Source organism: Streptomyces antioxidans, assembly GCF_000968685.2.
GTDB lineage: Bacteria > Actinomycetota > Actinomycetes > Streptomycetales > Streptomycetaceae > Streptomyces > Streptomyces antioxidans.
On the sequence record NZ_LAKD02000069.1, the window covers coordinates 38,575 to 59,801 of the forward strand.

General features: G+C 72.3%; 20 protein-coding genes and 1 pseudogene. 9 read left to right on the forward strand and 12 right to left on the reverse strand.

Features of this window, described 5'->3' with window-relative positions; genetic code table 11:
* The first annotated feature begins 23 nt into the window (after positions 1 to 23).
* Both ligD and VT50_RS24535 read left to right on the forward strand, forming a co-directional pair.
* Positions 24 to 1,055, forward strand: a complete 1,032-nt coding sequence (gene ligD / locus VT50_RS24530) for a non-homologous end-joining DNA ligase (protein WP_046089660.1) — start codon at positions 24 to 26, stop codon at positions 1,053 to 1,055.
* Entirely contained in the window at positions 1,052 to 1,993 is a 942-nt protein-coding gene (locus VT50_RS24535) for an ATP-dependent DNA ligase (protein WP_046089659.1), read from the forward strand. Before ligD ends, VT50_RS24535 begins: the two co-directional genes overlap by 4 nt.
* Here the strand turns inward: VT50_RS24535 and VT50_RS24540 are convergent.
* From VT50_RS24540 to VT50_RS24565, 6 genes are all read right to left on the reverse strand, one after another.
* Complete coding sequence (locus VT50_RS24540; protein WP_240529295.1) at positions 1,968 to 2,948, reverse strand: 1-aminocyclopropane-1-carboxylate deaminase/D-cysteine desulfhydrase; 981 nt, start codon at positions 2,946 to 2,948, stop codon at positions 1,968 to 1,970. The genes VT50_RS24535 and VT50_RS24540 overlap by 26 nt on opposite strands.
* A 24-nt stretch (positions 2,949 to 2,972) precedes the next feature.
* Positions 2,973 to 3,875 carry a class I SAM-dependent methyltransferase gene (locus tag VT50_RS24545; RefSeq protein WP_078840947.1) on the reverse strand — a complete coding sequence of 301 codons (903 nt, stop codon included), beginning with the start codon at positions 3,873 to 3,875 and terminating at the stop codon, positions 2,973 to 2,975.
* 153 nt (positions 3,876 to 4,028) lie between these two features.
* The gene (locus VT50_RS24550) at positions 4,029 to 4,502 is read right to left on the reverse strand and encodes a thioesterase family protein (RefSeq protein WP_046089658.1); all 474 of its coding nucleotides are present in this window, start codon (positions 4,500 to 4,502) and stop codon (positions 4,029 to 4,031) included.
* The gene (locus tag VT50_RS24555; RefSeq protein ID WP_046089657.1) at positions 4,499 to 5,512 is read right to left on the reverse strand and encodes a 3-hydroxyacyl-CoA dehydrogenase NAD-binding domain-containing protein; all 1,014 of its coding nucleotides are present in this window, start codon (positions 5,510 to 5,512) and stop codon (positions 4,499 to 4,501) included. Before VT50_RS24555 ends, VT50_RS24550 begins: the two co-directional genes overlap by 4 nt.
* Positions 5,513 to 5,580: 68 nt before the next feature.
* Entirely contained in the window at positions 5,581 to 6,468 is an 888-nt protein-coding gene (locus VT50_RS24560; RefSeq protein WP_046089674.1) for a beta-keto acid cleavage family enzyme, read from the reverse strand.
* 55 nt (positions 6,469 to 6,523) lie between these two features.
* Complete coding sequence (locus VT50_RS24565; RefSeq protein WP_046089656.1) at positions 6,524 to 7,453, reverse strand: TetR/AcrR family transcriptional regulator; 930 nt, start codon at positions 7,451 to 7,453, stop codon at positions 6,524 to 6,526.
* 188 nt (positions 7,454 to 7,641) lie between these two features.
* Between VT50_RS24565 and VT50_RS24570 the strand changes: the two genes are divergently transcribed.
* Positions 7,642 to 9,318: a serine/threonine-protein kinase gene (locus VT50_RS24570; RefSeq protein WP_053048785.1), complete on the forward strand. Its 1,677-nt coding sequence runs from the start codon at positions 7,642 to 7,644 to the stop codon at positions 9,316 to 9,318.
* A gap of 6 nt (positions 9,319 to 9,324) precedes the next feature.
* Here the strand turns inward: VT50_RS24570 and VT50_RS24575 are convergent, their stop codons facing one another.
* Both VT50_RS24575 and VT50_RS24580 read right to left on the reverse strand, forming a co-directional pair.
* A complete protein-coding gene (locus VT50_RS24575) occupies positions 9,325 to 10,314 on the reverse strand; it encodes an alpha/beta fold hydrolase (protein ID WP_046089655.1) in 990 nt (329 codons plus the stop codon).
* Positions 10,315 to 10,506: 192 nt separating this feature from the next.
* A complete protein-coding gene (locus VT50_RS24580) occupies positions 10,507 to 11,973 on the reverse strand; it encodes an FG-GAP and VCBS repeat-containing protein (protein ID WP_046089654.1) in 1,467 nt (488 codons plus the stop codon).
* 329 nt (positions 11,974 to 12,302) lie between these two features.
* On the opposite strand from VT50_RS24580, the gene VT50_RS24585 reads away from it, so the two are divergent.
* Positions 12,303 to 12,725, forward strand: coding sequence for a cupin domain-containing protein (locus VT50_RS24585; protein ID WP_046089672.1), 423 nt, complete (start codon positions 12,303 to 12,305; stop codon positions 12,723 to 12,725).
* Positions 12,722 to 12,937: pseudogene (locus VT50_RS24590) on the forward strand (GNAT family N-acetyltransferase); the annotation flags it as partial. The gene VT50_RS24585 and the pseudogene VT50_RS24590, both read left to right, overlap by 4 nt.
* Before the next feature lie 60 nt (positions 12,938 to 12,997).
* Here VT50_RS24590 and VT50_RS24595 read toward each other — a convergent pair.
* The 3 genes from VT50_RS24595 to VT50_RS24605 form a co-directional block, all read right to left on the reverse strand.
* The gene (locus VT50_RS24595; protein ID WP_046089653.1) at positions 12,998 to 13,456 is read right to left on the reverse strand and encodes a nuclear transport factor 2 family protein; all 459 of its coding nucleotides are present in this window, start codon (positions 13,454 to 13,456) and stop codon (positions 12,998 to 13,000) included.
* Positions 13,457 to 13,601: 145 nt separating this feature from the next.
* Positions 13,602 to 14,246, reverse strand: coding sequence for a LysE family translocator (locus VT50_RS24600; protein WP_046089652.1), 645 nt, complete (start codon positions 14,244 to 14,246; stop codon positions 13,602 to 13,604).
* A 104-nt stretch (positions 14,247 to 14,350) separates the two neighbouring features.
* Entirely contained in the window at positions 14,351 to 15,067 is a 717-nt protein-coding gene (locus tag VT50_RS24605; RefSeq protein ID WP_046089651.1) for a RibD family protein, read from the reverse strand.
* A gap of 135 nt (positions 15,068 to 15,202) precedes the next feature.
* Between VT50_RS24605 and VT50_RS24610 the strand changes: the two genes are divergently transcribed.
* From VT50_RS24610 to VT50_RS24620, 4 genes are all read left to right on the forward strand, one after another.
* Positions 15,203 to 16,453: a helix-turn-helix domain-containing protein gene (locus VT50_RS24610; protein WP_046089650.1), complete on the forward strand. Its 1,251-nt coding sequence runs from the start codon at positions 15,203 to 15,205 to the stop codon at positions 16,451 to 16,453.
* A gap of 95 nt (positions 16,454 to 16,548) precedes the next feature.
* Positions 16,549 to 16,968 carry a hypothetical protein gene (locus tag VT50_RS24615; RefSeq protein WP_338058341.1) on the forward strand — a complete coding sequence of 140 codons (420 nt, stop codon included), beginning with the start codon at positions 16,549 to 16,551 and terminating at the stop codon, positions 16,966 to 16,968.
* Positions 16,965 to 17,129, forward strand: a complete 165-nt coding sequence (locus VT50_RS39715) for a hypothetical protein (protein ID WP_167396628.1) — start codon at positions 16,965 to 16,967, stop codon at positions 17,127 to 17,129. Before VT50_RS24615 ends, VT50_RS39715 begins: the two co-directional genes overlap by 4 nt.
* 115 nt (positions 17,130 to 17,244) lie before the next feature.
* Positions 17,245 to 17,904: a class I SAM-dependent methyltransferase gene (locus VT50_RS24620; RefSeq protein ID WP_046089670.1), complete on the forward strand. Its 660-nt coding sequence runs from the start codon at positions 17,245 to 17,247 to the stop codon at positions 17,902 to 17,904.
* 26 nt (positions 17,905 to 17,930) lie between these two features.
* Here the strand turns inward: VT50_RS24620 and VT50_RS41035 are convergent, their stop codons facing one another.
* Positions 17,931 to 21,167: a glycoside hydrolase family 38 N-terminal domain-containing protein gene (locus tag VT50_RS41035; protein ID WP_046089648.1), complete on the reverse strand. Its 3,237-nt coding sequence runs from the start codon at positions 21,165 to 21,167 to the stop codon at positions 17,931 to 17,933.
* Between the last annotated feature and the right edge of the window lie 60 nt (positions 21,168 to 21,227).

Sequence of the window (21,227 nt, forward strand, 5' to 3'; positions counted from 1 at the left end):
CCCTTTCGTGAGATTCTTATCGTATGTCCCCGATCGCGGAGGTGGAGGGGCGGCGGATCACGCTCAGGAACCTCGACAAGGTCATCCATCCGGCCACCGGCACCACCAAGGGCGAGCTGCTGCACTATCTGGCGTCGACCGCGGACCCGCTCCTCGGCCATCTGCGCGGACGGCCGCTGGCGTTCCTGCGCTACCCGGACGGCCCCGACGGCCAGAAGTTCTTCACCAAGAATCCGCCTCCGGGCACGCCTTCCTGGGTGACGACGGCCGAGGTCACCCGCCATAAGGGGGAGACCGCGCGGCAGGTGGTGATCCAGGACCTGCCCTCGCTGATGTGGTCGGCCAACCTCGTGGTGGAGCTCCACACTCCGATGTGGCGGATCGACCAGGGCGTGGGCATCGCCGACCGGCTCGTCTTCGACCTCGACCCCGGCCCGCCCGCCACGATCGTGGACTGCCGCCCCGTCGCCGTATGGCTGCGCGAACGGCTCGCCGACGACGGCCTTACGGCGTACGCGAAGACCAGTGGCTCCAAGGGGCTGCATCTGCTGGTGCCGGTGGAGCCGACCCCCTCCCGGCAGACCACCGCCTACGCCAGACGGCTGGCCGTGGAGGCCGCGAACGCCATGCCGGACCTCGTCATCCGTAAGATGACCCGCTCGCTGCGGCCGGGGAAGGTGTACGTGGACTTCAGCCAGAACGCCGCCGCGAAGACCACCGCCGCCCCGTACACCCCCCGCGCCGTCCCCGAACCGGCCGTCTCCGCGCCCGTCACCTGGGAGGAGGTCGAGGCGTGCGACGACCCGGCGGCGCTGGTCTTCCTGATCGACGACATCCCCGCGCGGCTCGACCGCCACGGGGATCTGCTCGCCCCGCTGCTGGACCCCGAGCGGGCGCGCCCGCTGCCGACGGTCGGGGCGGACGTCGAGGAGGGCGTCGAGGAGGGCGTCGAGGAGGGCGTCGAGGAGGAGGGCGAGGGTGAGGGCGAGGGTGAGGACGAGGGCAGGGGCGGCGACGACGGCCTTGGCGACGGCGAAGGCGCGGCCGACCGATGACGCCGCCCTCCCACGAGCCGCCCCTCCAGCCACCCGTCGAGGTGGCGCTGGCCCGTGTCGTACCGGTCCTGCCCGCCGCCCCGCCCGGACGGCGGCTGGCGTACGAGCCCAAGTTCGACGGCCATCGGCTGCTGATCTTCCGGCTGGGGGACACCGTAAGGATGCAGGCCCGCTCCGGCCGCATCGTCACCCGCGCCTTCCCCGACCTGGCGGCCGCCGCGCGGCCGCTGCCGCCCGGCACGGTCCTCGACGGCGAGGTGGTGGTGTGGGCGGGCGGCCGTACGGACTTCGCCGGCGTCCAGAAGCGCGCCTTCGCCGCGTCCGAGTCCCGGGCGGGGCGGCTCGCCCGGGAACTGCCCGCCTCCTACGCCGCCTTCGACCTGCTCGCGATCGGTACCGAGGATCTGCGGTCGCTTCCGTACGAACAGCGCCGCGCCCGGCTGACGGCGCTCCTCGAACCGCTCGGCCCGCCGCTCCAGGCCGTGCCGATGACGACCGATCCGGAGGTCGCCGCCACCTGGTACGCGTCACTCCTGGAGATCGGTATCGAGGGTCTGGTCATCAAGGAGCTGGACGAGCCCTACCGGCCGGGCCGCCACTGGCGGAAGGTGCGCCATTCGGAGACCCGGGACGCCGTCGTCATCGGCGTCGTCGGCCCCCGCCTCCGCCCGCGCGCCCTCGCGCTGGTGCTCCCCGGGGACGACGCGCCGCTGATCTCCTCCCCGCTCTCCACGGCCGTCCGCGCCCAGCTCAGCACGGCCCTGCGCGACCTGCCCGACCCCGAGCCCCCGCCCGCCGAACTCCCCACCGCCCTGGACCGCGTCGGCGCCGAGATCGCCTACCGCCCCATCGCCCCGGACCTGACCGTCGAGGTCCGCCAGGAGGGCACGGTCCGCCACTCGGCGACGAGAGTCATGCGCCTGCGCATCCCCGACTGACCGCTGTGCGGCCCGGCTCCGGATCCGGCGGCCCGGTGATCACCGCCGTCACCCGGCTGCCCGCCGGCAGCTCACCCCGCTCCACCAGCCCGTACACACCCCACAGCAGCTTCGCCACGTACCGCCGCTCCAGCCGGACCCCGTGCCGTTCCCCGAACTCCGCCGCGAACGCCTCCAGCTCCGCCGGGACGCGCCCGTAGCCGCCGCCGTGGTAGCCGTGCTCGATGCGCCAGTTGCCGAACGTCCGCCCCCAACCGCGCCGGTGCAGCTCGGCCACCTCACCGTCCAGATAGCCCTCCGCCCCCTTCAGCACGGCGAAACCCAGCGCCCGCGCACCGGCCGGGAGCGCGGTGGCGACACCGGCCAGCGTGCCCCCGGTGCCCACCGCGCAGCACACCACATCGCCAGGACCCAGGCCGGGCAGCTCCGCGACGAGATCCGCGGCCCCGCGCGCCGCCAGGACGTTCGTACCGCCCTCCGGGAGCACATACGCGTGCCCCCACCGCTCCTCCAGCGCCTGCCGGGCGCCGGGGCCGTCCCCGCCCAGGCCGCGCAGCAACGCGCGGTAGGCGGAGCGGCTGACGAAGGCCAGCTCCATCCCGTGTGCCTCGGCCCGCGCCAGCGACCAGTTGCGCGGCGCGTCGGCCAGCTCGTCGCCCCGGATGACCCCGACCGTCGACAGCCCACACGCGGCACCCGCCGCGGCCACCGCGCGGATGTGGTTGGAGTACGCCCCGCCGAACGTGAGCAGCCGGGTGTGCCCGCCCTCGACGGCCGCCCGCAGATTCGGCGCGAGCTTGCGCCACTTGTTGCCCGGCACCAGCGGATGAATGAGATCGTCCCGCTTCAGCCGCAGCTCCACGCCCCGGCCCGCGAGCCACGGGTCGGCCACGTCCCCCACGGGGGACGGCAGCCGGGGCCGTATCGGCCCGGTGGTGTCTGGCGGGCGTCTCACCCGTCCATTCTCTCCGCCGCAACCTTACGAGAAGCGCGCCATCGCCGTCATCGTCGGCCGGAGGTTCCGGATCGCGGGCAGCCGCCGCATCAGTGGTGCCGCCGCGCCGTAGTAGAAGCCCCGGCCGCGCGGTGGCGGCACCTCGCGCACGTCCGTGATCGCCGGATGGGCCGTCCGCACCTTCGGCAGCTCGCCCGCGTCCATGCCCCACGGCATGGGCGGCGGGCTGTAGCCCCGCGCGGTGCGCATCTCGCCGCGCGTCGTGCGGGCGCTGAACCACCGCGGCACCGCGTCGAAGACCAGCGCCCCGCCCCGGAACCGCTCGGCGCATCCCGCGATCAGGTCCTTGACCTCGGTCGGCCGCAGATACATCAGCAGCCCCTGCGCGGTGATCAGCACCCCGCGCGCCGGATCGACCTCGTCCCGCCAGGACAGATCGAGCGCCGAGCGGGCGACGGTGCGCCGCCGCTCCTCGTCCGGCAGCAGCGCCCGCCGCACCTCGGCGGTCTCCGGCAGCTCCACGCACAGCCAGCGCGCCCGCCCGTTGTCCACCCGCCAGAACTGGGTCTCCAGGCCCTCGGCGAGCGCGACGACCGTGCCGTCCGGATGCTCGTCCAGGAAGGCCCGTACGGCGGTGTCGAAGGTGCGGACCCGCAGTGCGTGGCCCTGCGACAGCAGCGGGCTGGGCGGGCCGAAGGTCTCCTCGAAGGGGTAGTCGACGCGGTCGGCCAGCTCCACGGCCTTGGGGTCGGCCAGCACGGTCCGCGCCCGGCGGGCCTCCGCGGCCCGCATGTAGAGGTTCCAGAGCAGGGTCTCCGGCACCTCGCTCAGCTCGGGGCGCCGACCGCCGTCCTCGCCGCCGCTCGTGCCGCCCCTGGTGCCGTTCCCCGTGTCGTCCTCGTTGTCGTACGGTCCGGCGTCCGCCATGGCGTCATCCACTCCTCGCCCCGCGCATCCCTCGGCGCTTCCCCCACCGCCTCCACCGCCATTCAACCTCACCCCGTCCCCCGTCCGGAACGGCAAACGCCCCGGCCCCCGGACGAATCCGGGGCCGGGGCGTTCAGGGGGTACGGCTGCCGTTCAACCCGCCTCGGCCGGAACCGGGCCGATCGCCCGGCCCGCCCACTCGGGGGCCTTCTCGAGCAGATCCGTCAGCCGCTCCCGCACCTCGTCGGGGAACGGGGCCGAGCGACTCTCCTTCTGGTCGATGTGGAGCGCCAGCAGCTCGGTCGTGGCCACGGGGGCGCCGTCCGGCTCGCCCACATGCATTTCGTGGGTGAACCGGACCTTCTTCTCGTCCAAGCCGATGACGCGCGTACGGATGGTGAGTTCGGCGCCCTCCTCTACCTCGCTCAGGTACCGGATGTGCGACTCCACGGTGTAGAGCGAGCAGCCGGTCTTGGCGCGGTAGGCGGAGTCGAGCCCGGTCTCCACCATCATCTCGTCGGTGCTGTGGCCGAAGACGAGGACGTAGAACGCCTCGCTCATATGGCCGTTGTAGTCGATCCACTCCGGGCGAACGGTCTGCCGGTAGTCGGGGAGGGTGCTGCTCACTTCTCGTCTCCCATAACGCTGGGGGTATGTGCGATGCCGTCCGTCCCCTCGGTGCGCTGCCGCGGCAGACGGCCAGTCGCCCGCAGGACGTCTATGACGCCCTGGTCCCGCTCCGCGACGAGCTGCGCGATGGTACGGCTGCCCGCCGCCTCGTCACAGCCGTCGACCATGGCGGCACGCAGTGTGTCGTCCAGCTCAGGCGCCTCGAGACGGGTCCACGGAGACTTCAACGAGGGTCCGAAGTGGTCGAGCATATGTCCCATGCCCCCGTCGCCGCCCGCCAGGGCGAACGTGAGGCACGGACCCATGAACGCCCACCGCAGTCCGGGCCCCTCGGTGATGGAGTCGTCGATCTCCTTCACCGTGGCCTCACCGTTGGCCACCATGTGCAGCGCCTCCCGCCACAGCGCCTCCTGGAGCCGGTTGGCGATGAAGCCGGGCAGCTCGCGCTCCATGGTGATCACGGACTTGCCCGCCACCTCGTAGAAGCGCGAGGCCCATTCGACCGCCGCGGCATCCGTCCGCTTCCCGCCGACGACCTCGACCAGCGGAATGAGATACGGCGGATTGAAGGGGTGGCCGACGACGAGGCGGCCGGGGTCGGCGGCCTCCGTCTGCATGTCGGTCATCGGATAGCCGGAGGTGGAGGACGCGATGACGACCCCGGGCGGGGCCGCCGCGTCCAGCTGGGCCAGCAGCGACCGCTTGAGCTCCAGCTTCTCGGGGGCGCTCTCCTGGACGAACTGCGCGTCGGCCACGGCCTCCGCCACGGTCGCGGCGATGGTCAGCCGGTCGGGGGAGGCGCCGTCGGCCAGGCCGATCTGCTCCAGGGCGGGCCAGGCGGCCGCCACCAGACGGCGCAGCCTCTCCTCGGCGTCGGGGGCCGGGTCCCAGGCGGTGACGTCGTAGCCGCGCGCCAGGAAGTGGGCGACCCAGCCGCCGCCGATGACTCCGGCGCCGACGCAGGTGACGCGGCGTACCTCTTCGGGGGCACAGGGGGATGAGGGCATGGTGGTCCTAAGGCTGTGAGGGGGAGGTGTGCGGGAGGGGGCGAAGGGCGAGGGGAGCTGGCGGGCGCTTACCCGCGGGGCTTGAGGCCCAGCCGCTGCCGCGCCTCGTCCGGCGTGGCGACCTTCGCGCCCAGCAGTTCCGTGACCTGGACCGCTCGCTCCACGAGCTGGCCGTTGGTGGCCTTGACGCCCCGGCTGAGGTAGAGGTTGTCCTCGAGACCGACCCGTACGTTCCCGCCGAGCAGGATGGACTGCGCCACCCACGGCATCTGCATCCGGCCCAGCGCGAAGCTGGCCCACTGGGCGCCCTCGGGCAGCATGTTGACCATCGACTGGAGCACCCCCGGATCGGCCGGGGCGCCCCACGGGATGCCCATGCACAGCTGGAAGACGGTCGGGTCGTCCAGCAGCCCCTCGGCCAGCAGCTGTTTGGCGAACCACAGCTGCCCGGTGTCGAAGATCTCCAGCTCGGGGCGTACGCCCAGCTCCTGGATGCGCTTGGCGCCGGTGCGCAGCATGTCGGGGGTGGAGACGTAGAGGTTGCTGCCGTCGCCGAAGTTGAGCGAGCCGCAGTCCAGGGTGCAGATGTCGGGGAGCAGGTCCTCGACGTGGGGGAGCCGGTCAAGGCCGCTGACCAGGTCGGTGCCGGGGAGGTGGGTGAGCGGGTCCTCGGGGTCGATCACCAGGTCGCCGCCCATGCCCGCGGTGAGGTTGATGACGACGTCGGTGCCGGTCTCCTTGACCCGCTCCACGACCTCCCGGTAGAGCCGCGGATCGCGGGCGGGGGCGCCGGTCTCGGGGTCGCGTACGTGGATGTGGACCACGGCCGCCCCGGCCTCCGCGGCCTCGACGGCGGAGCGGGCTATCTGCTCGGGGGTGACGGGGACGTGGGGGCTGCGGCCCACGGTGTCACCGGCGCCGGTCAGGGCACAGGTGATGATGACACTGTCGTTCATGGGCATGGGCTTCTCTCCCTCTCTTGCGGTGCACCGCACCGTTTGTGGTGCGGAGCTACGGTTCGGGCCGGTCGGCCGGTCCGGCCGCATCGGTGCCGGAGCGCCGCGCGGTCAATTCGGTGTCCACGTACGCGTTGCAGGCGATCTCCATGGCCTCGGCGCTCGTACCGCGAGCACGGGGCCCGGTGGCCAGCACCTGGATGGCGAGTCCGTCGATCAGCGCGGTCAGGCGCAGCGCGCTGAACTCCGGGTCGACGGCGCGGAAGACCCCCTGTTCGACGCCGCGCCGGATCACCTCGGCCACGGTCTGCCGCCACTGCTGGTAGAAGTCGGCGTGCAGCAGCCCGATGGCCGTGGACCGCGCGGCCTCGGCCCACAGGTCCATCCACACCAGCCACTGCTGCCGCTGCCGCTCGGTGTGCGGCGCCTGCAGCGCGATCAGCTGCCGCAGCTCCTCGCGCGCGTCGTCGGCCTCGGCGATCCGGGCGGCGCGGCGCGCGGTGTCCTCGTCCATGCACCAGCGCACGGCGGCCTCGAGCAGTTCGTCGCGGCCAGGGAAGTGGTAGTGGATGGTGGCGGTGCTGGTGTCGCAGGCGGCGGCGATGTCGGCGACGCGTACGGCGTGGAAGCCGCGCTCGGCGATGAGCCGCACCGTCTCCCGCACGATCTGCAGCGGGCGCCCGCTGTCGGGGGGCGCGGTGGGGGCGGGCGGGCGCGGCGCCCCGCCGTCCGGTCCGTCGTACGCCCCCTCGGCTCCGCCGTCCGCTCCGTCAGCCGTCATGGTGCCGAGCAGCCATCCGGCGTCCACGTTCCCGGCGTCGGCGATCCGCGCCAGCTCGGCCACGGTGAAGCGTCTGCTGCCGCTGAGCGAACGCGAGAGCTTGGACGGGTCCATCACCACCCGCCGCGCGAATTCGCGCTGGGTACAACCGGCTTCCCCGATCACCTGACGTACGCGTTCCGCCACGTCGAACTGTTGCCGCATGGCCGACACCGTACGGATGCGTTGAGATAAACGCAATGAATGTGACAGTAGAGTGCCCGCTTTCTGTATGAAGCAGCGGAAATGTCACTGGAGAATTGTGATGCAGACTGACTGATGAATCAGTTGTGCCCGATGATGTTCGAACACTTCCGACTATGCTCACCGGGCGTGGGAACAGGAGAGACCGGGTGACATCGGGTGGGGACGACATACGGCTTATCGGCGGCCGGTACCAGCTGGGCAACCGGCTGGGACGCGGCGGCATGGGCACGGTCTGGCGCGCGTACGACCAGATGCTGGCGCGCGAGGTCGCTGCCAAGGAGCTGAACGTCGCGAGCGACGACCGCGAGTACCACCGGCGGCTGCGCCGGGCGCTGAGAGAGGCGCGTACCGTCGCCCGGGTGCGCCACCCGCATGTGGTGGGCGTCCATGACCTGGTCGAACACGACGACCGGCTGTGGATCGTGATGGAGCTGGTCGACGGCCCCAACCTGGCCCGTCAGGTCGCGGACGACGGCCCCCTCACCGCCCGCCGCACCGCCGCCCTCGGGCTGCAGCTGCTCGGCGCGCTGGAGGCCGTGCACGCCGCCGGGGCGCTGCACCGCGACGTCAAGCCCGCCAACGTCCTGCTGCGCCGGGACGGCAGCGCCGTCCTCACCGACTTCGGCATCGCCGCCCTGGAAGACGACGAATCGCTCACCACCGCGGGTGAACTCCTCGGCTCCATCGGCTACATGGCGCCCGAGCGGCTGACCACCGAGGAGGCCGGGCCGCCGTCGGACCTGTGGTCGCTGGGCGCGACCCTGTCCGCGGTCGCCTCCGGGGTGGCGCCCTTCCAGCGCGCCACCGGGGCGGCCGCGCTGCACGCGGTCACCTTCGCGGAGCCCGAGATCCCGGAACGGGTCGGCCCCCTGCGGCCGATCGTCGAGGCCCTGCTGGACAAGTCCCCTGGCCAGCGCCCGTCCGCCGCCACGGTGGGGGCGGCGCTGCGCCGCGTGGCGGACGGCGCGGAAGACCCCGGCCCGCTGCCTCCGGCCGACCTCCGGGGTACCGACTTCCCGGGGACTCGCACGGACGCCGCCACGGCTACGGACGCGGGGGCCACCCGCACGGACGCGGCGGACCCCCCGACGCTGACCGCGCCCCGCACGGTGACCGCACCCCACACCCTGACCGGTCCCCCAACGCCGACCGCGCCCCACCCCCTCGCCGGATCCCCCACCCTCGCCGGGACCCCCACCTCCGCCGGGTCCTCCGCCCCCGCCCTGGACCGGGAACCGACCGTCGTCGACCAGGCGGCCGGATCGCCGCCCCCTCGCCCGCGCGGCCCGGGCCCGGGCCGGGCCCGGGCCTGGTGGTGGACGGCGGGTGCGGCACTCGCGGTGGCGGCCCTCGCCGCCGCCCTCTTCTTCACCTTCGGCCCCCCGTTCGACGGCGACGGCGGCGACACGGCGCAGCCTCCCGCCACCCGCACCAGCAAGGTGACCGTGGACGCGACTCGCGGCTGGCAGTCCGCGACGGGCACCCCGGTCCAGAAGGGCGACGAGGTGACGGTCCGCTACACCAGCGGTACCTGGACCGTGGACTCCGCCAACCTGCCCTTCGTCGGCCCGGGCGGCCACATCGCCGTCGACGACCAGTCCCTCCGCTTCGCCTGGAAGGACTGCAAGGTGAACGCCGCCGCCACCTTCGGCGCGCTACTGGGCCGTTACCCCGGAAACCCCGGCAACCCCCACGCCGTACACCGCGCCTGGCACTTCCAGGCCACCCGCCCGGGCACCCTGCAACTCCGCGTCAACGACCGCGACGGCTGCCTCGACGACAACAAGGGGGCCCTCACCGTCACGGTGCAGATCACCCACTGACGCGCGTCACGTGGACAGCGAATCCAGCCAGTCGACCAGCAGCCGGTTGACCTCCTCAGGGCGCTCCTGCTGGATCCAGTGGCCGCAGTCCTCGAGGATGTGCGAGCCGACGAGCCCGGGCAGTGTGCTCGGATACGCCTTGATCGCCTCGCCCATCCAGGAGGTCGAGGCGTCCAGGGCGCCGCCGATGAACAGCGACGGCTGGGTGATCGGCGCGCCGTCGTGCTCGGCCAGGTCCTCCCAGTCCCGGTCCATGTTCCGGTAGCGGTTCAGCCCACCGGTCAGCCCGGTCCGCTCGAACTCACCGGCGTAGACGTCCAGGTCCGCCTCGCTCAGCCAGCTGGGCAGCCGCCCGGCGGGGAACCGCTCGCGCAGGGTCCGGCCGCGGGTGACGAAGTGCGGGTCGGGCAGCTCGGGCCCGGGCATGGTGTCGCCGGACAGCGCGGCGTAGATCCCCGCGAGCCAGCCGCGCACATCCGGCTCGATCTCCGCCTCGGCCCGGCCCGGCTCCTGGAAGTACGAGATGTAGAACTCGTCGTCCCCGCCCACCCCGGCGAAGACCTCGCTGGGCCTGGGGCCGCCGCGCGGGGCGTACGGCACGCTCAGCAGCCCGACCGCCCGGAACACATCGGGTCGCAGCAGCGCGGAGTCGGCGGCGATGGGCGAGCCCCAGTCGTGCCCGATCACCACGGCGGACTCCTCGCCCAGCGCCTCCACCACGGCGGCGTTGTCCGCCACCAGCTCCCGCATCCGGTACGCGTCCACCGCCCCGGGCCCGGACGAGCGCCCGTACCCGCGGACATCGACGGCGGCCACCCGGTACCCGGCCGCGGCCAGCGCGGGCAGCTGGTGGCGCCATGAGTACCAGGACTCGGGAAAGCCGTGGACGAGCAGCACCAGCGGGCCGGTGCCGCCCTGCTCCACGAGGTGGATCCGCCCGGCGGGCGAGGGCACCAGACGGTGGGTGAGGTCGGTCGTGGGCGGCGTCTGCGGCATGGTTCCCTCCGGGTCGCGCTGGGCGTTCTGTACGGCGGCCGATGGGTCCGAGCTTGCCGTGCCGCCCGCGGCTCGGACCACACCCGTTGCCAGTACGGCAAACACGTCCCGCCGCTCACCACCGCACAGCCGACCGGTGGCCCGGCCCCGTAAGAACGCGGGCCGGGCCACCGAGCCAACCACCGGGTGGTGCTACTTCGTAGCGGGTCCCGACAGCTCCTTGCCGAAGGCGGCGTCGTCCGCCGGGGAGCCGAGGTCGCCCGGCCCGATGAGGGCGGAGCCCTCGGCGGTGAGCCCGTCGGCGCCCGCGTACAGCAGGGCCACCGCGCCCGCGCCCTCGGTCCGGTTCGGGACCCCGACGGCCAGGTCGGGCTTGCCGTCGCCGTTGTAGTCGGCCGGTGAGATGGCGTCGCCGAACCAGTCGCCGCCCGCCATGTCGCCGGGGACGCCCTCGGTGTCGAGGGAGAAGGTCTGCGCCCCCGCGTCGGTCAGCCAGTCCTCGGTGCCCTTGAGCACCGTGATGGCACCGGCGTCGTTGTAGCCCCCGGGGGCCTCGGCGTCGGTGTCGCTGACGACGAGGTCGTCGTGGCCGTCACCGTTGATGTCGGCCAGCCGGGAGGCGATGCCGTTCTGGGCCTTGCCCGTCCAGTTCACCGGATGGGCGGTGTCCAGCCCCTCGACCGTGCCCGGGTACGTCCGCAGCCGCGCGTCGTCCGGGCCGTCCGTGAACCCGGTGTCCATGACGACGTCATCCTTGCCGTCGCCGTTGATGTCGCCCACCACGGCACGGTACGAGGCGAACGGCAGCGGTTCGTCCTCGCCCAGCGAGGTGTTCTGCAGGCCCCCGGACGAGCCGGGCAGCACGCCGAGCGTGCCCTCGTCCGCGGGGTCGTCCTGGTAGGCGACGGTGACCAGGTCGGCGAAGCCGTCCCCGTTGATGTCGCCGGAGGACAGGTGCTCGGTGCCCGCACCGCCGCCGGGCGGGGTGACGCTGGTCATCTTCGGGGTGGCCGTCTCGCGCAGGTCCGCCGCGCCGTTCACGACCTGGACCTCGGTACCGTCCGAGATGGCGATGTCGTCGCGGCCGTCGTGGTTGTAGTCGCCCACCGCCATCGTGTCGCCGAACAGTGCGTAGGCGGTGGCCTTGGGCGCGTGGAAGGCGATGGCGTCGTCGGAGAGGCCGTCCTTCGCGCCGAAGACGACCGTGACCGAACCGGCCCGCTTGGCGTCGCCGATGGCCTCGTAGTTCGCGGCGACGATCAGGTCGCCGTACCCGTCCCCGTCCACATCGCCGCGCAGCACGGCCGAGCCGAAGTGGTCCCCGGCCTCGGGCGTACCGGGAATCCCCGGGCTGGCCTGCGACAACGTACTGTGCCGCCCGGTGTCGACCCCGGCCTTGGCGCCGTAGGTCACCCCCACGTAGCCCGCCTTGGACTTCGCGGAAACGGTCCCGTCGGGCGCGCCCACGCCGAGGTCGGCATAGCCGTCGCCATCGATGTCGCCCGGTGTGGTCGTTCCTGCCGCGGCAGCGGTGGGGGAGGGCTGCTTCTGGTCGGTCCCGTCGCCGCTCGATACGACGGCGCTGGCCCCGGCGGCCACGGCGGCGGTCACGACGGCACCCACCGCCACGCCCACCACACCTCGGGTTCTCTTGCGCACGAATCCTCCATGAGTAACGCATCGGTCGCCCTTGGGCCCCGGCCGCCACCCGTCTCCCCCGGCGGCCGGAACGGAAGAGTCACGGAAGGAGATCTTTCGGAGAGCTGAACGGTTGCCCAAGCGGAGGAAAACGAGACAGGGCCGTGATCGAGTACCCCATGTCCCCTGGCCCGCGTGCGCCCCGCCCCGCACCGTCGCAATCTGGACGCATGCTCTCCCGACCCGGTCGGCCCACCCCTGGAGGTCTCGCGATGTCGAGCAAGGAGCCGAGCAAGGAGCCGAACACGGAGCCGAGCAAGGAGCCGAGCGAGGAGTCGAGTGACGAGCCGATGGCAGGCAGCGCTGAGAGCCAAGCGCGCTTGGCGGCGCTGAGCTCGGCGATCACCGTGCTGCAGTCGGCGAAACCGCCCTTCGTACCGGAGGGGGCGGAGGGGATGACGATCCGCGTCGACTACCCTCCCGGCAACCCCGGCCTCCCCCCGCACCGGCATTCGGGCCCCGCCTTCGGCTACCTGCTGGAGGGCGAGATGCTCTTCGAGCTGGAGGGCGAGCCGGAGCGAGTGATCAGGGCGGGGGAGACGTTCTGGGAGCCGGGCGGCGAGGTCATCCACTACCAGGACGGGAATCACCGGACGGACTCCTGGTGCCGTTTCATCGTCACCATGCTCTGCGCACCGGGCCAGCCCATGCTCACCCTGGTCGATGACGAGGAACTGGCCCGGCGCCAGCATCTGCGGGCTCCCCGCCCGTGACCCTTCACACCGAGGCGATCCACAGCACCGCGCTGACGGCCGCACACGCCGATGAGGTCCTGGCGATCCACCAACTCGGCATCGACGAGGGCAACGCCACCTTCGAGACCACCGCACCCCGCTGGGAAGCCTTCGACACGGCGAGGCTCGCGAACCACCGGCATGTCGCGGTGGACCACCGAGGCCGCGTACTCGGCTGGACCGCAGCCACGGCGTATGGCGTGACGTCGTCCTCATCGAGCGGCGCAGCCCGAAGGTGAGCTGACCGGGGCTCAGCGGTGGCCGAGGGCGGCGGCCACGTCGGCCAGCCGGCCCATCTCGTGGGCCACCCCGAGCCCGTCCATGTAATCGCGGACGTGCACGAACTCGCCGTTCCGCACCCGCATCACGAGGAGGCCGGGAACGTGGAAGGCCCGGCCGGTCGTGGTGACGGTCCCGTGGACGACCTGCTCGACCACGATCACCTCCGGGTCGGTGTTCTCGTGCACGGCGACCTCGCGGATCTCCCGCGGCTGCGCCGGGCTCGCGCCCCAGGCCGCCCGGTAGCCCGCGCGGATCTCTTCACGCCCCTGGTAGCGCTCGGGCATGCCGGGGGAGAGAAAGGGGAACTCATGCACGGCGTCGACCGCGTACAGATCGGCCAGGTCGTCCGCGGACTTGTCGAGCATCGCCCGCTGAAAGCGAGCCAAGAGCTCACGGGGACCGAGGGGGGACGAGGTGGTGTCCGGCATGGGGTTGGACTCCGTTCAGCCAAGGTGCGGATGGATGACGCCTGACAAGAAGACCCTCTTGACCGCACGACGTGACGACGCCGATCGACAACCACGGCAGGTGCTCCCGCCGCTGCCCCCAACGACCGCCGCTCCCACCGGCTCCTCAGTCGGCGCGGCCGGTCGCCGCCACGGTCACCCCCAGGCCGATCATCGCGAGACCGCCCGCCCCGCCGACCATCGACAGCCGCCGGTCCGAGCGGGCGAACCAGGCACGGGCCGCCGCGGCGCCCAGGCCCCAGAGGGTGTCCGTGATCAGCCCGATGGTGGTCGGGACCAGGCCCAACACCATCATCTGCAGGGGCAGGTGGCCCGCTGAGTGGTTGACGAACTGCGGTAACACCGCCGCGAAGAAGACGATCCCCTTCGGATTCGTGACGCCGACGGCAATACCGTCAAGCACCGTACGCAGATCACCGCGCTGCGCGGGGACCGGGGTCGCCATGTCCGTCACGCGCATCTCCCCGCGGCGCCGGAACGCCTGCACGCCCAGATAGACGAGATACGCCGCCCCCGCCAGCTTCACACCCGTGAACACCGCCGCCGAACGCGCCACCAGCGCGCCGAGACCCCATGCCACGGCGGTCACGAGCAGATAGCAGCCGACCACATTGCCGAGCACCGTCTCCAGTGCCGTACGACGCCCGTACGCGAGGGCCCGCCCCACCACGAACAGCACACTCGGCCCCGGGATCACGATCACCAATAACGACATCGCCGCGAACGCGAGAACGCTCTCCGTGGACACCATATGTCCGCCCCTCCTGGACCGCCTCAGTACGGGAGGCATTCAAACAGAAGCCCCAACGCCTCCTCCAGACACGCCACTTCCGCCATCCCGACGGGCGGGCGGGATCAGCGCTGTGGGCGGGCGATCAGCCTGACGTCCGGGCCGGAGCGCGCCACGTCGACCAGCTCGCACCGGAGGATGTCGCCGATCGTCTCGATGGTGCCGCCCTCGAGTCCGCTCTTCCCGCGGCCGAGGAGCGCGGGCGCGATGTAGGCCACGACGCGGTCCACCAGACCGGCCGAGACGAACGACGCGGCGAGGGTGGGGCCGCCCTCGAGGAACATCCCGCGCACACCGCGCTGGCGCAGTTCACGGAGCAACGCCTCCACGTCCAGACCGACCTCCGCACGGGGCAGCCGTACGACGGTCGCCGCGCCCTCCAAGTGGGACGCGTCGGCGTCATCGGCGACGGCGATCATGGTGGGTGCGGCATCGTCGAGGACCCGGGCATCCGCCGGGGTGCGGGCGTTGGTGTCCACGATCACGCGCCACGGCTGCTCATCGACGGGCACCGCCACCCTCAGGCTGGGGTCATCCTTCGCCGAGCGCACGGCGAGGTGCGGATCGTCGGCCCGCTGGGTGCCGGAACCCACGACGGTCGCCTGGCAGGCCGCGCGCAGCGCGTGAACCTCCGCACGGGACTCCGCGCTGGTGATCCACTGGCTGGTGCTGTCCGCCGCGGCGATCCGGCCGTCCAGCGTGGCCGCGTACTTGTAGACGACGTACGGCCGCCCCTCGACCGTGTCCCACTCGTCCGCGCCGACCAGCTCACTGATGTGCATGGGCCCCTCCAGGCAGATCTCGGTTCCGGGCAAGCCCAGTCATGCGCGGCGGCGGCCCGGGAGTGAACCGCCTCACACGACAACGGCTCTGCCCATACCCTGGCGGTGACGAATTGGACAGAGAGGGGCAAGGCCATGTCATCTGACGCTACCCCGGACCCGCTTGACCATCCGCTGGTCTTCGGCCAGCGGATGCACGTCCTCCGTACTCGCCGGGGCATGAGCCGTACTGTCCTCGCCGGTCTCCTCGGCAAGTCACCGAGTTGGGTGAAGCAGGTGGAGAACGGCACGCTTCACACCCCCGCGCTCCCCATGATCTTGCGCATCGCCGAGGTGCTGCGCGTCCGCGGCCTCTCCGAGCTCACCGGTGACCAGACCATGCCCATCGACCTCTTCATCGGCCCCGGTCACGCCAGGCTGCCCGCGGTACGAGCCGCGATCGAAGCGTTCCCCTTCACCGCTGACCGCGAAGCGCCGTCGCCCGCGCATCTGAGCGCACGTCTCCACAGCGCCTGGTCCGCCCGCCACTCCGCGCCCAACCACCGCGAAGTGATCGGCGGCCTGTTGCCAGGTCTCATCCGGGACGCGCAACTCGCCGTACGCCAGGCCGACCGCGCCCGCGAACGGCGGGCAGCTCAAGCGGTCCTCGCCGAGGTCTACAGCCTCGGCCAGTTCTTCATCGCCTACCAGCCCGACTCCGCGCTCCTCTGGCGCGTTGCCGAACGCTGCATGGTCGCGGCCCAAGAGAGCGAAGACCCGCACGCCATCGGCATGGCGGCATGGCTCACCGCGCAGGCCCACCGCGACAGCGGCCCCGCCCACTACGACGCGGCCGACGCGGTCACCATGGACACACTGCGGCACCTCACCCCTCTCTTGCCGGACGCGCCAGGCAACGTACGCGCGATTGTCGGCGCCCTGCAGTTCGAGGCCGGATACACTGCGGCCCGCCGCGGTGACACCGGCGTGGCCTGGGGCTATTGGGACACCGCCCGCGAGATGGCGAAGGCCCTGCCTGCCGACTACTACCACCCCATGACATCGTTCTCCCGGGGCATCATGGGCGCGCACGCGGTCACGGTCGCCGTCGAGCTGCACGCGGGCGGGGAGTCCGTACGCCAGGCCGTGAAGGCGGACGCCAAGACGATCCCGTCACGGCCGAGGCGAGCCCGGCACCGGATCGAGGAGGCGCGCGGCTACCACCTGGACGGCCAGCCGGAGATCGCCCTGGCGGCGCTGTACAAGGCGTACGAGGCAGCGCCGGAGACGGTCCGTTACAACGGCTACGCACGCCGCATCATCGTCGAGGAGACCGAGTCGAAGTCTCCGGTGCGCCGTCGCCGTGCCGCCGAACTGGCAGTGAAGATGGGCATATTGGCGGCTTGAACCAGCGTTCGAGGGGCAGAATCCCTGCCCCTTCTCCGCCCCCGGCGCTCATACGGTCGGTCATCACCTGATCACCGATGACGCCGGGGGACCCCGTGCAGACGAGCAGCCGTACAGCAGAGCCATGGACGCCACCACAAGGCACCGACATAGAGATGGTCGAGGTCGGCTCCCATTGGGATGCCGTACGCGCTCCCGTCGAGATCGGTGAGCGAGCGCTGGAGTTACTCGGAGGGGCGACCGGTGCCGTCATCGCCGACTACGCGCAGATGTACTGGCTGATCGTGCCGGGAGGCGCCCAGTGCTGGCGCCACGTCCCGAAGGTACGGACACTCAGCGCGGCTCCGCCCTCCTACATCGGCGTTCCCTCCATCAAGCACACCGCCGGGCCGGTACTGCACTGGCGCGTCCCGCTCGGACCGGACCGTTACCTCACCGACAGCCCCGTTCTCCGTGGGGCCCTGGTCCAGGCGGTCGCCGCCGAGCTCGGACCTGACCGGGAGGTCACCCGGTGACGCACTGGCCGGACGTGGCCGACGAGTGGCGCGTGGCCCTGGAACACGCCGCGGGCTGTCCGGACTGCCGGACGCCCGGGGCCATATGCGAGACCGGGGAGCGACTGCTCAGCGCTTACGAGGGGGCTGCGCGGCAGGCCCGGTCGAAGGAGGGCGAATGAGGCACCGACGCCAGGCCCCCCGGCGAACGGGCCGCGCTGCTTGACCTTCCCCGAAGGTGAAGGCCGACAGTGGTCGCGGCGCCACCACGGCAGGACCCGGATGAGAGGGATGCGCATGGATGACGACGCTCTCCTGGCGGAGCAGAGGGCCTACTACCGAGCTGGCGCGGCCGCATACGACCGGCCCTACGCGGAGCATGAAGCCCTGCGGGAATTGCTGGCCGCCGTCGATGGCCTCCCGATTGCCGGGGACGTGCTGGAGTTGGCCTGCGGGACGGGCCAGTGGACAGTGAGGCTTGCGGAACGGGCACGTTCGGTGACGGCCGTCGACGCCGCGGCCGAAGTGCTGGCCCTCGCTCGGGCGCGTACCGCATCCCACTGCGTCCGGTTCCTCGAGGCCGACCTGTTCGAGTGGCAGCCGCCACGGCGCTACGACACCGTGTTCTTCGCCTTCTGGCTCTCCCACATCCCGCCGGCGCGGTTGCCCGGTTTCTGGAACACCGTCGCCGCCGCACTCGCGCCGGGCGGCAAGGCGATCTTCATCGACGACGGCCCGGCCGGGGCCGCGTATGAGGAAGTCCTCGCTGACCAGTCGGCCCCGACGGCGCTGCGCCGGCTCGATGACGGCAGCCAGTACCGCATCGTGAAGGTGTTTCACAACGCCCGGGCCCTCACGGACGATCTCACCGCGCTGGGGTGGTCGGTTCGCATCCGGACCGTGGCCGGGAACTTCATCGGCGTCGCGGAACCGCCGACCACCACCACCGCTGGCTGAGGAGAGGGACGGCCCTCGCCGCCCCGCTACCCCCGCGGCGCCAGCCGCACCCGTACCGCCGTGGTGCCCAGGCGGGGGATGTCCACGAGGATGTCGTCGCCGTCGAGGGCGGCGGGGCCTTCGGGGTCGCCCAGGTAGGTGGCGCGTTCCGCGGCTGCGACGGGGAAGCCGCAGTGCAGGCGGACCGTGCGCGGCTCCGTGGCGAAGGACTGGAGCCTTACCAGCAGGTCGACGCCGTCGTCACCCGGCACCGGGGCCGCGTCGCGGATCGCGATGCGCGCGTCGTCCACGGAGAGCAGCGCGAGTTCGGCCGGACGGTCCGCGCCGGACGCGGCGCCGTGTGCCGGGACGCCGATCAGCGGGTGGTCGACCTCATAGGCGGTGCGCAGGGCCAGCGCCTCGGCGTCGATGCTCCCGCCGCTCTCGCCCCGTCGGCGGACGCCCACCGCGTACCGGAAGGTGGTGTGAAACGCCTGCTGGGACGGGAAGTTGGTGTCCCAGAGGTTGTTGTGCACCCAGGAGTAGACCGTGCCGGGCTGGCGCGGTGACGTCGAGTCGGGGAAGGGTGCGTAGGGCAGGGCGATGGTCTCGGGCTCGACCAGCGGCGCGTCCCTGGTGACCCAGGCGACGGGGCCGCCGTCGTCCGTCAGGGAGACGAACGACCTGATGGCACGCATGTGCTGGGGCGCGCCGGGCACATGCGCGAGGCCGGTGCCGGTCAGGGCGCCGGTGATCTCGTAGTGCACCGTGGGCCGCGTCAGCGCGAAGGGGAACGCGAGGTACGCGCTCTCCTTCGTCATGGTGGCGGGTTTGTCGAACCGGTTGTCGATCACCAGATGGGCGTCGTCACGGCCGAGGCTGACCGTGGTGCGGGCCCGGCGGACGCCGTCCGCCGCGTACTCGTAGGTGAGGCGCTGGCCGAGGGCGTCCTCGACGCGTTCGATGAGCACGGCCGGGCGGGCCAGGGTCCGGGAGCCGAGGAGTTCCAGCTCCTCGCTCACCGTGGTCTTGTTGGCCTGGTGGTTGTAGCCGCCCGCGGTGGTGTACGTGTCGTAGACGTAACCGTTGAAGCCGACGACGGCGTCCTGGTCGACCAGTTCGCGGCCGGTGGCCTTCTCGACCAGGCTCGCCACACAGGCCCTGGTCAGGTCGATACGGACGCGCAGGTGGCCGTTCTCCAGGAGCAGGTCCTCGGCGCTGGGCAGGGGCACGGCGCGCGCTGTGCGCCGCTCCTCGCCCTCCTCGCCTTCCCCGTCCCCGTCGAGGCGGAGAGGGACCGGGGACGCCACCCCCGTGCCGCTCCGCTCACCGGTCACCGCCACATCCAGCCGTACGAGGCCGAACGGCGGCACATCGGGCACCCGGATGTGCAGCCACCGCCCGGCGTCCCGGTGGACGGGGTTGGTCTGCGCCTCCTGGACGACCGGCAGCTCCGCGCCGGTGCGGCCGTCGGTCACCGCGACCTCGCTCGTGAGCGGGACCCGGCTCTCGCGCAGGAACACCGTCACGACCGAGCTGCGCGTGACGGCCGTGGTGTTGACGGCCCAGTACGTCGCGTCGGCGCCGGCTGCGGCGGGCAGTACGGCGCCCAGCGCGGCCGAGGCGTGGTCGAGGAAGGTGTCCGCGTCGTTGTCGCCGTGCAGCGCGTATCCGTACTTCCAGTGCCACTGTTGCTCGCCCGACTCACCGCCCGCGTCCCCGTGGGTCCATGGGTCGGCCGCGCCCCAGGTGTGCTCGTTGAACAGGGATACCGACCGGTACACCTGGTCCGCGCCGCCGCGGGCGGCGGTCGCCAGTTCGGGCGTGGGCCCGGCGGGGGAGGCCAGGGCCGCGATGCCGTACAGGGTCGCGGCGTCGGTGACGGTGGACTGGGCGCGGCGCACCATGGCCTGGGGCCGGGCACCCGAGCCGACGCCCTCGACCCACCAGTCGCCCCAGTCGCCCTCGAAGGCGGGGATGGCGTCGCCGAGGCGGGCCTCGGCGTCGGTGAAGAAGTCGGTGTTCGTGGACAGCCGCAGCCGGGGGCTGTCCCAGGTCTCGTTCCAGCGGCGCACGGTCTCGGCGAGGATCAGCCGCGGCGGTGCGTTGTCCCCGAAGTGGCCCTGCACCCTCAGGTGCAGCACATCCCACGGGTAGGGCTCGCGCTCGCCCGGCGCGGGGGCCGGTGAGCCCAGGAGCTCGGGCGGGAACGGGTAGGGGTTGGTCGCGAGCGACGTCAGATACGCGGGCAGCAGGTCGTCCACCATGGCGTAGGAGGTGTCGAAGCCGAGGACGGGCCCCTCCATATAGGCCAGGCCGTGGGGGCTGTCGGTCATCCACACCAGCACCTCCTTGCCCGACGGGGCGCGCCACCGGAACAGCCGCGGCAGCCGCGCCCCGCCGTTGGTGGTGGGCACCGAGCGCCCGGCCCAGTTGTGCGCCACCGACAGATAGCGCACGCCCAGGGGGGCCAGCGCGTCCGGCAGCCCGGCGACGGAGCCGGGCACATCGGTCTGCATGGCCGAGCGGAAGTCGATCCCGTACGCGTCCCGCACCCGGCGGGCCGGGCGCAGCAGTTCGTGGAGTTCGTCGGTGGAACAGGTGTCGCTGTGGAGGTTGTACGGCATGGCCGTCAGCTCGATCTGGCCCGCCCGTACCCGCTCGATGAACTCCGCGACCCGCTCCCGCGGCCGGACGGCGGCCCACTGCTCGAACGACCACAGCGACTCCACGGCCCACCGGAACCTGGCGTCGTCGGGCCAGCCGTCGGTGGTGCGCGTCAGCTCGAGGCAGGAGTCGAGGAAGGCGACGTGTTCCCCGAGGACCGTGCCCTGCGGATCGGTGTAGCCGATGTCCAGGTGCGAGTGGTGGACCAGGTGGATCGTCCAGTCCCGCGGTGGTTCCAGCGCGAAGGCGAGCACCGCGGACGCGTCACCGTTGCGGGCCTCGATGCGCACATCGCGGCGGTCGCGCTCCAGGGGGAGCATCAGGCGCGGTCCGCCGGGCGCGGGCAGCACCTCGGCGGGCACCCGGCCCCGGCCCGCGATCTCCACGTCGAAGGTCCACCCGTCGTGGTCCGGCGCGTCGCCCGATACGAGGATGCGCACCGCGCGCCGGGCACCGGCGCCATCGCGGCGTACGAGGTGTTCCGGCAGGGCCCGCAGCTCCGTGGTACCGGCCCGCGTGGTGGCGGTGGCAGTGGTGGCGACGGCGAGGCCGATCATGCTCGTCCGGGCCTTGTCGGTGGACCAGCGGCGGTCGCGTACGAGGGCGCGCGTCGTCATAGGTGTCTTCTCTCCCAGGGAGGTTCAGTGGTTCGTTGCGGACCGTGGGCCGCGGGTTCA

What these genes read in the sequence shown, in the direction of transcription:
- ligD (WP_046089660.1), top strand. Translation starts at nt 24, where the DNA reads ATGTCCCCGATCGCGGAGGTGGAGGGGCGGCGGATCACGCTCAGGAAC.
- VT50_RS24535 (WP_046089659.1), top strand. Translation starts at nt 1,052, where the DNA reads ATGACGCCGCCCTCCCACGAGCCGCCCCTCCAGCCACCCGTCGAGGTG.
- VT50_RS24545 (WP_078840947.1), bottom strand. Translation starts at nt 3,875, where the DNA reads ATGGCGGACGCCGGACCGTACGACAACGAGGACGACACGGGGAACGGC.
- VT50_RS24555 (WP_046089657.1), bottom strand. Translation starts at nt 5,512, where the DNA reads ATGCCCTCATCCCCCTGTGCCCCCGAAGAGGTACGCCGCGTCACCTGC.
- VT50_RS24560 (WP_046089674.1), bottom strand. Translation starts at nt 6,468, where the DNA reads ATGAACGACAGTGTCATCATCACCTGTGCCCTGACCGGCGCCGGTGAC.
- VT50_RS24565 (WP_046089656.1), bottom strand. Translation starts at nt 7,453, where the DNA reads ATGCGGCAACAGTTCGACGTGGCGGAACGCGTACGTCAGGTGATCGGG.
- VT50_RS24575 (WP_046089655.1), bottom strand. Translation starts at nt 10,314, where the DNA reads ATGCCGCAGACGCCGCCCACGACCGACCTCACCCACCGTCTGGTGCCC.
- VT50_RS24585 (WP_046089672.1), top strand. Translation starts at nt 12,303, where the DNA reads ATGGCAGGCAGCGCTGAGAGCCAAGCGCGCTTGGCGGCGCTGAGCTCG.
- VT50_RS24595 (WP_046089653.1), bottom strand. Translation starts at nt 13,456, where the DNA reads ATGCCGGACACCACCTCGTCCCCCCTCGGTCCCCGTGAGCTCTTGGCT.
- VT50_RS24600 (WP_046089652.1), bottom strand. Translation starts at nt 14,246, where the DNA reads ATGGTGTCCACGGAGAGCGTTCTCGCGTTCGCGGCGATGTCGTTATTG.
- VT50_RS24605 (WP_046089651.1), bottom strand. Translation starts at nt 15,067, where the DNA reads ATGCACATCAGTGAGCTGGTCGGCGCGGACGAGTGGGACACGGTCGAG.
- VT50_RS24610 (WP_046089650.1), top strand. Translation starts at nt 15,203, where the DNA reads ATGTCATCTGACGCTACCCCGGACCCGCTTGACCATCCGCTGGTCTTC.
- VT50_RS24620 (WP_046089670.1), top strand. Translation starts at nt 17,245, where the DNA reads ATGGATGACGACGCTCTCCTGGCGGAGCAGAGGGCCTACTACCGAGCT.
- VT50_RS41035 (WP_046089648.1), bottom strand. Translation starts at nt 21,167, where the DNA reads ATGACGACGCGCGCCCTCGTACGCGACCGCCGCTGGTCCACCGACAAG.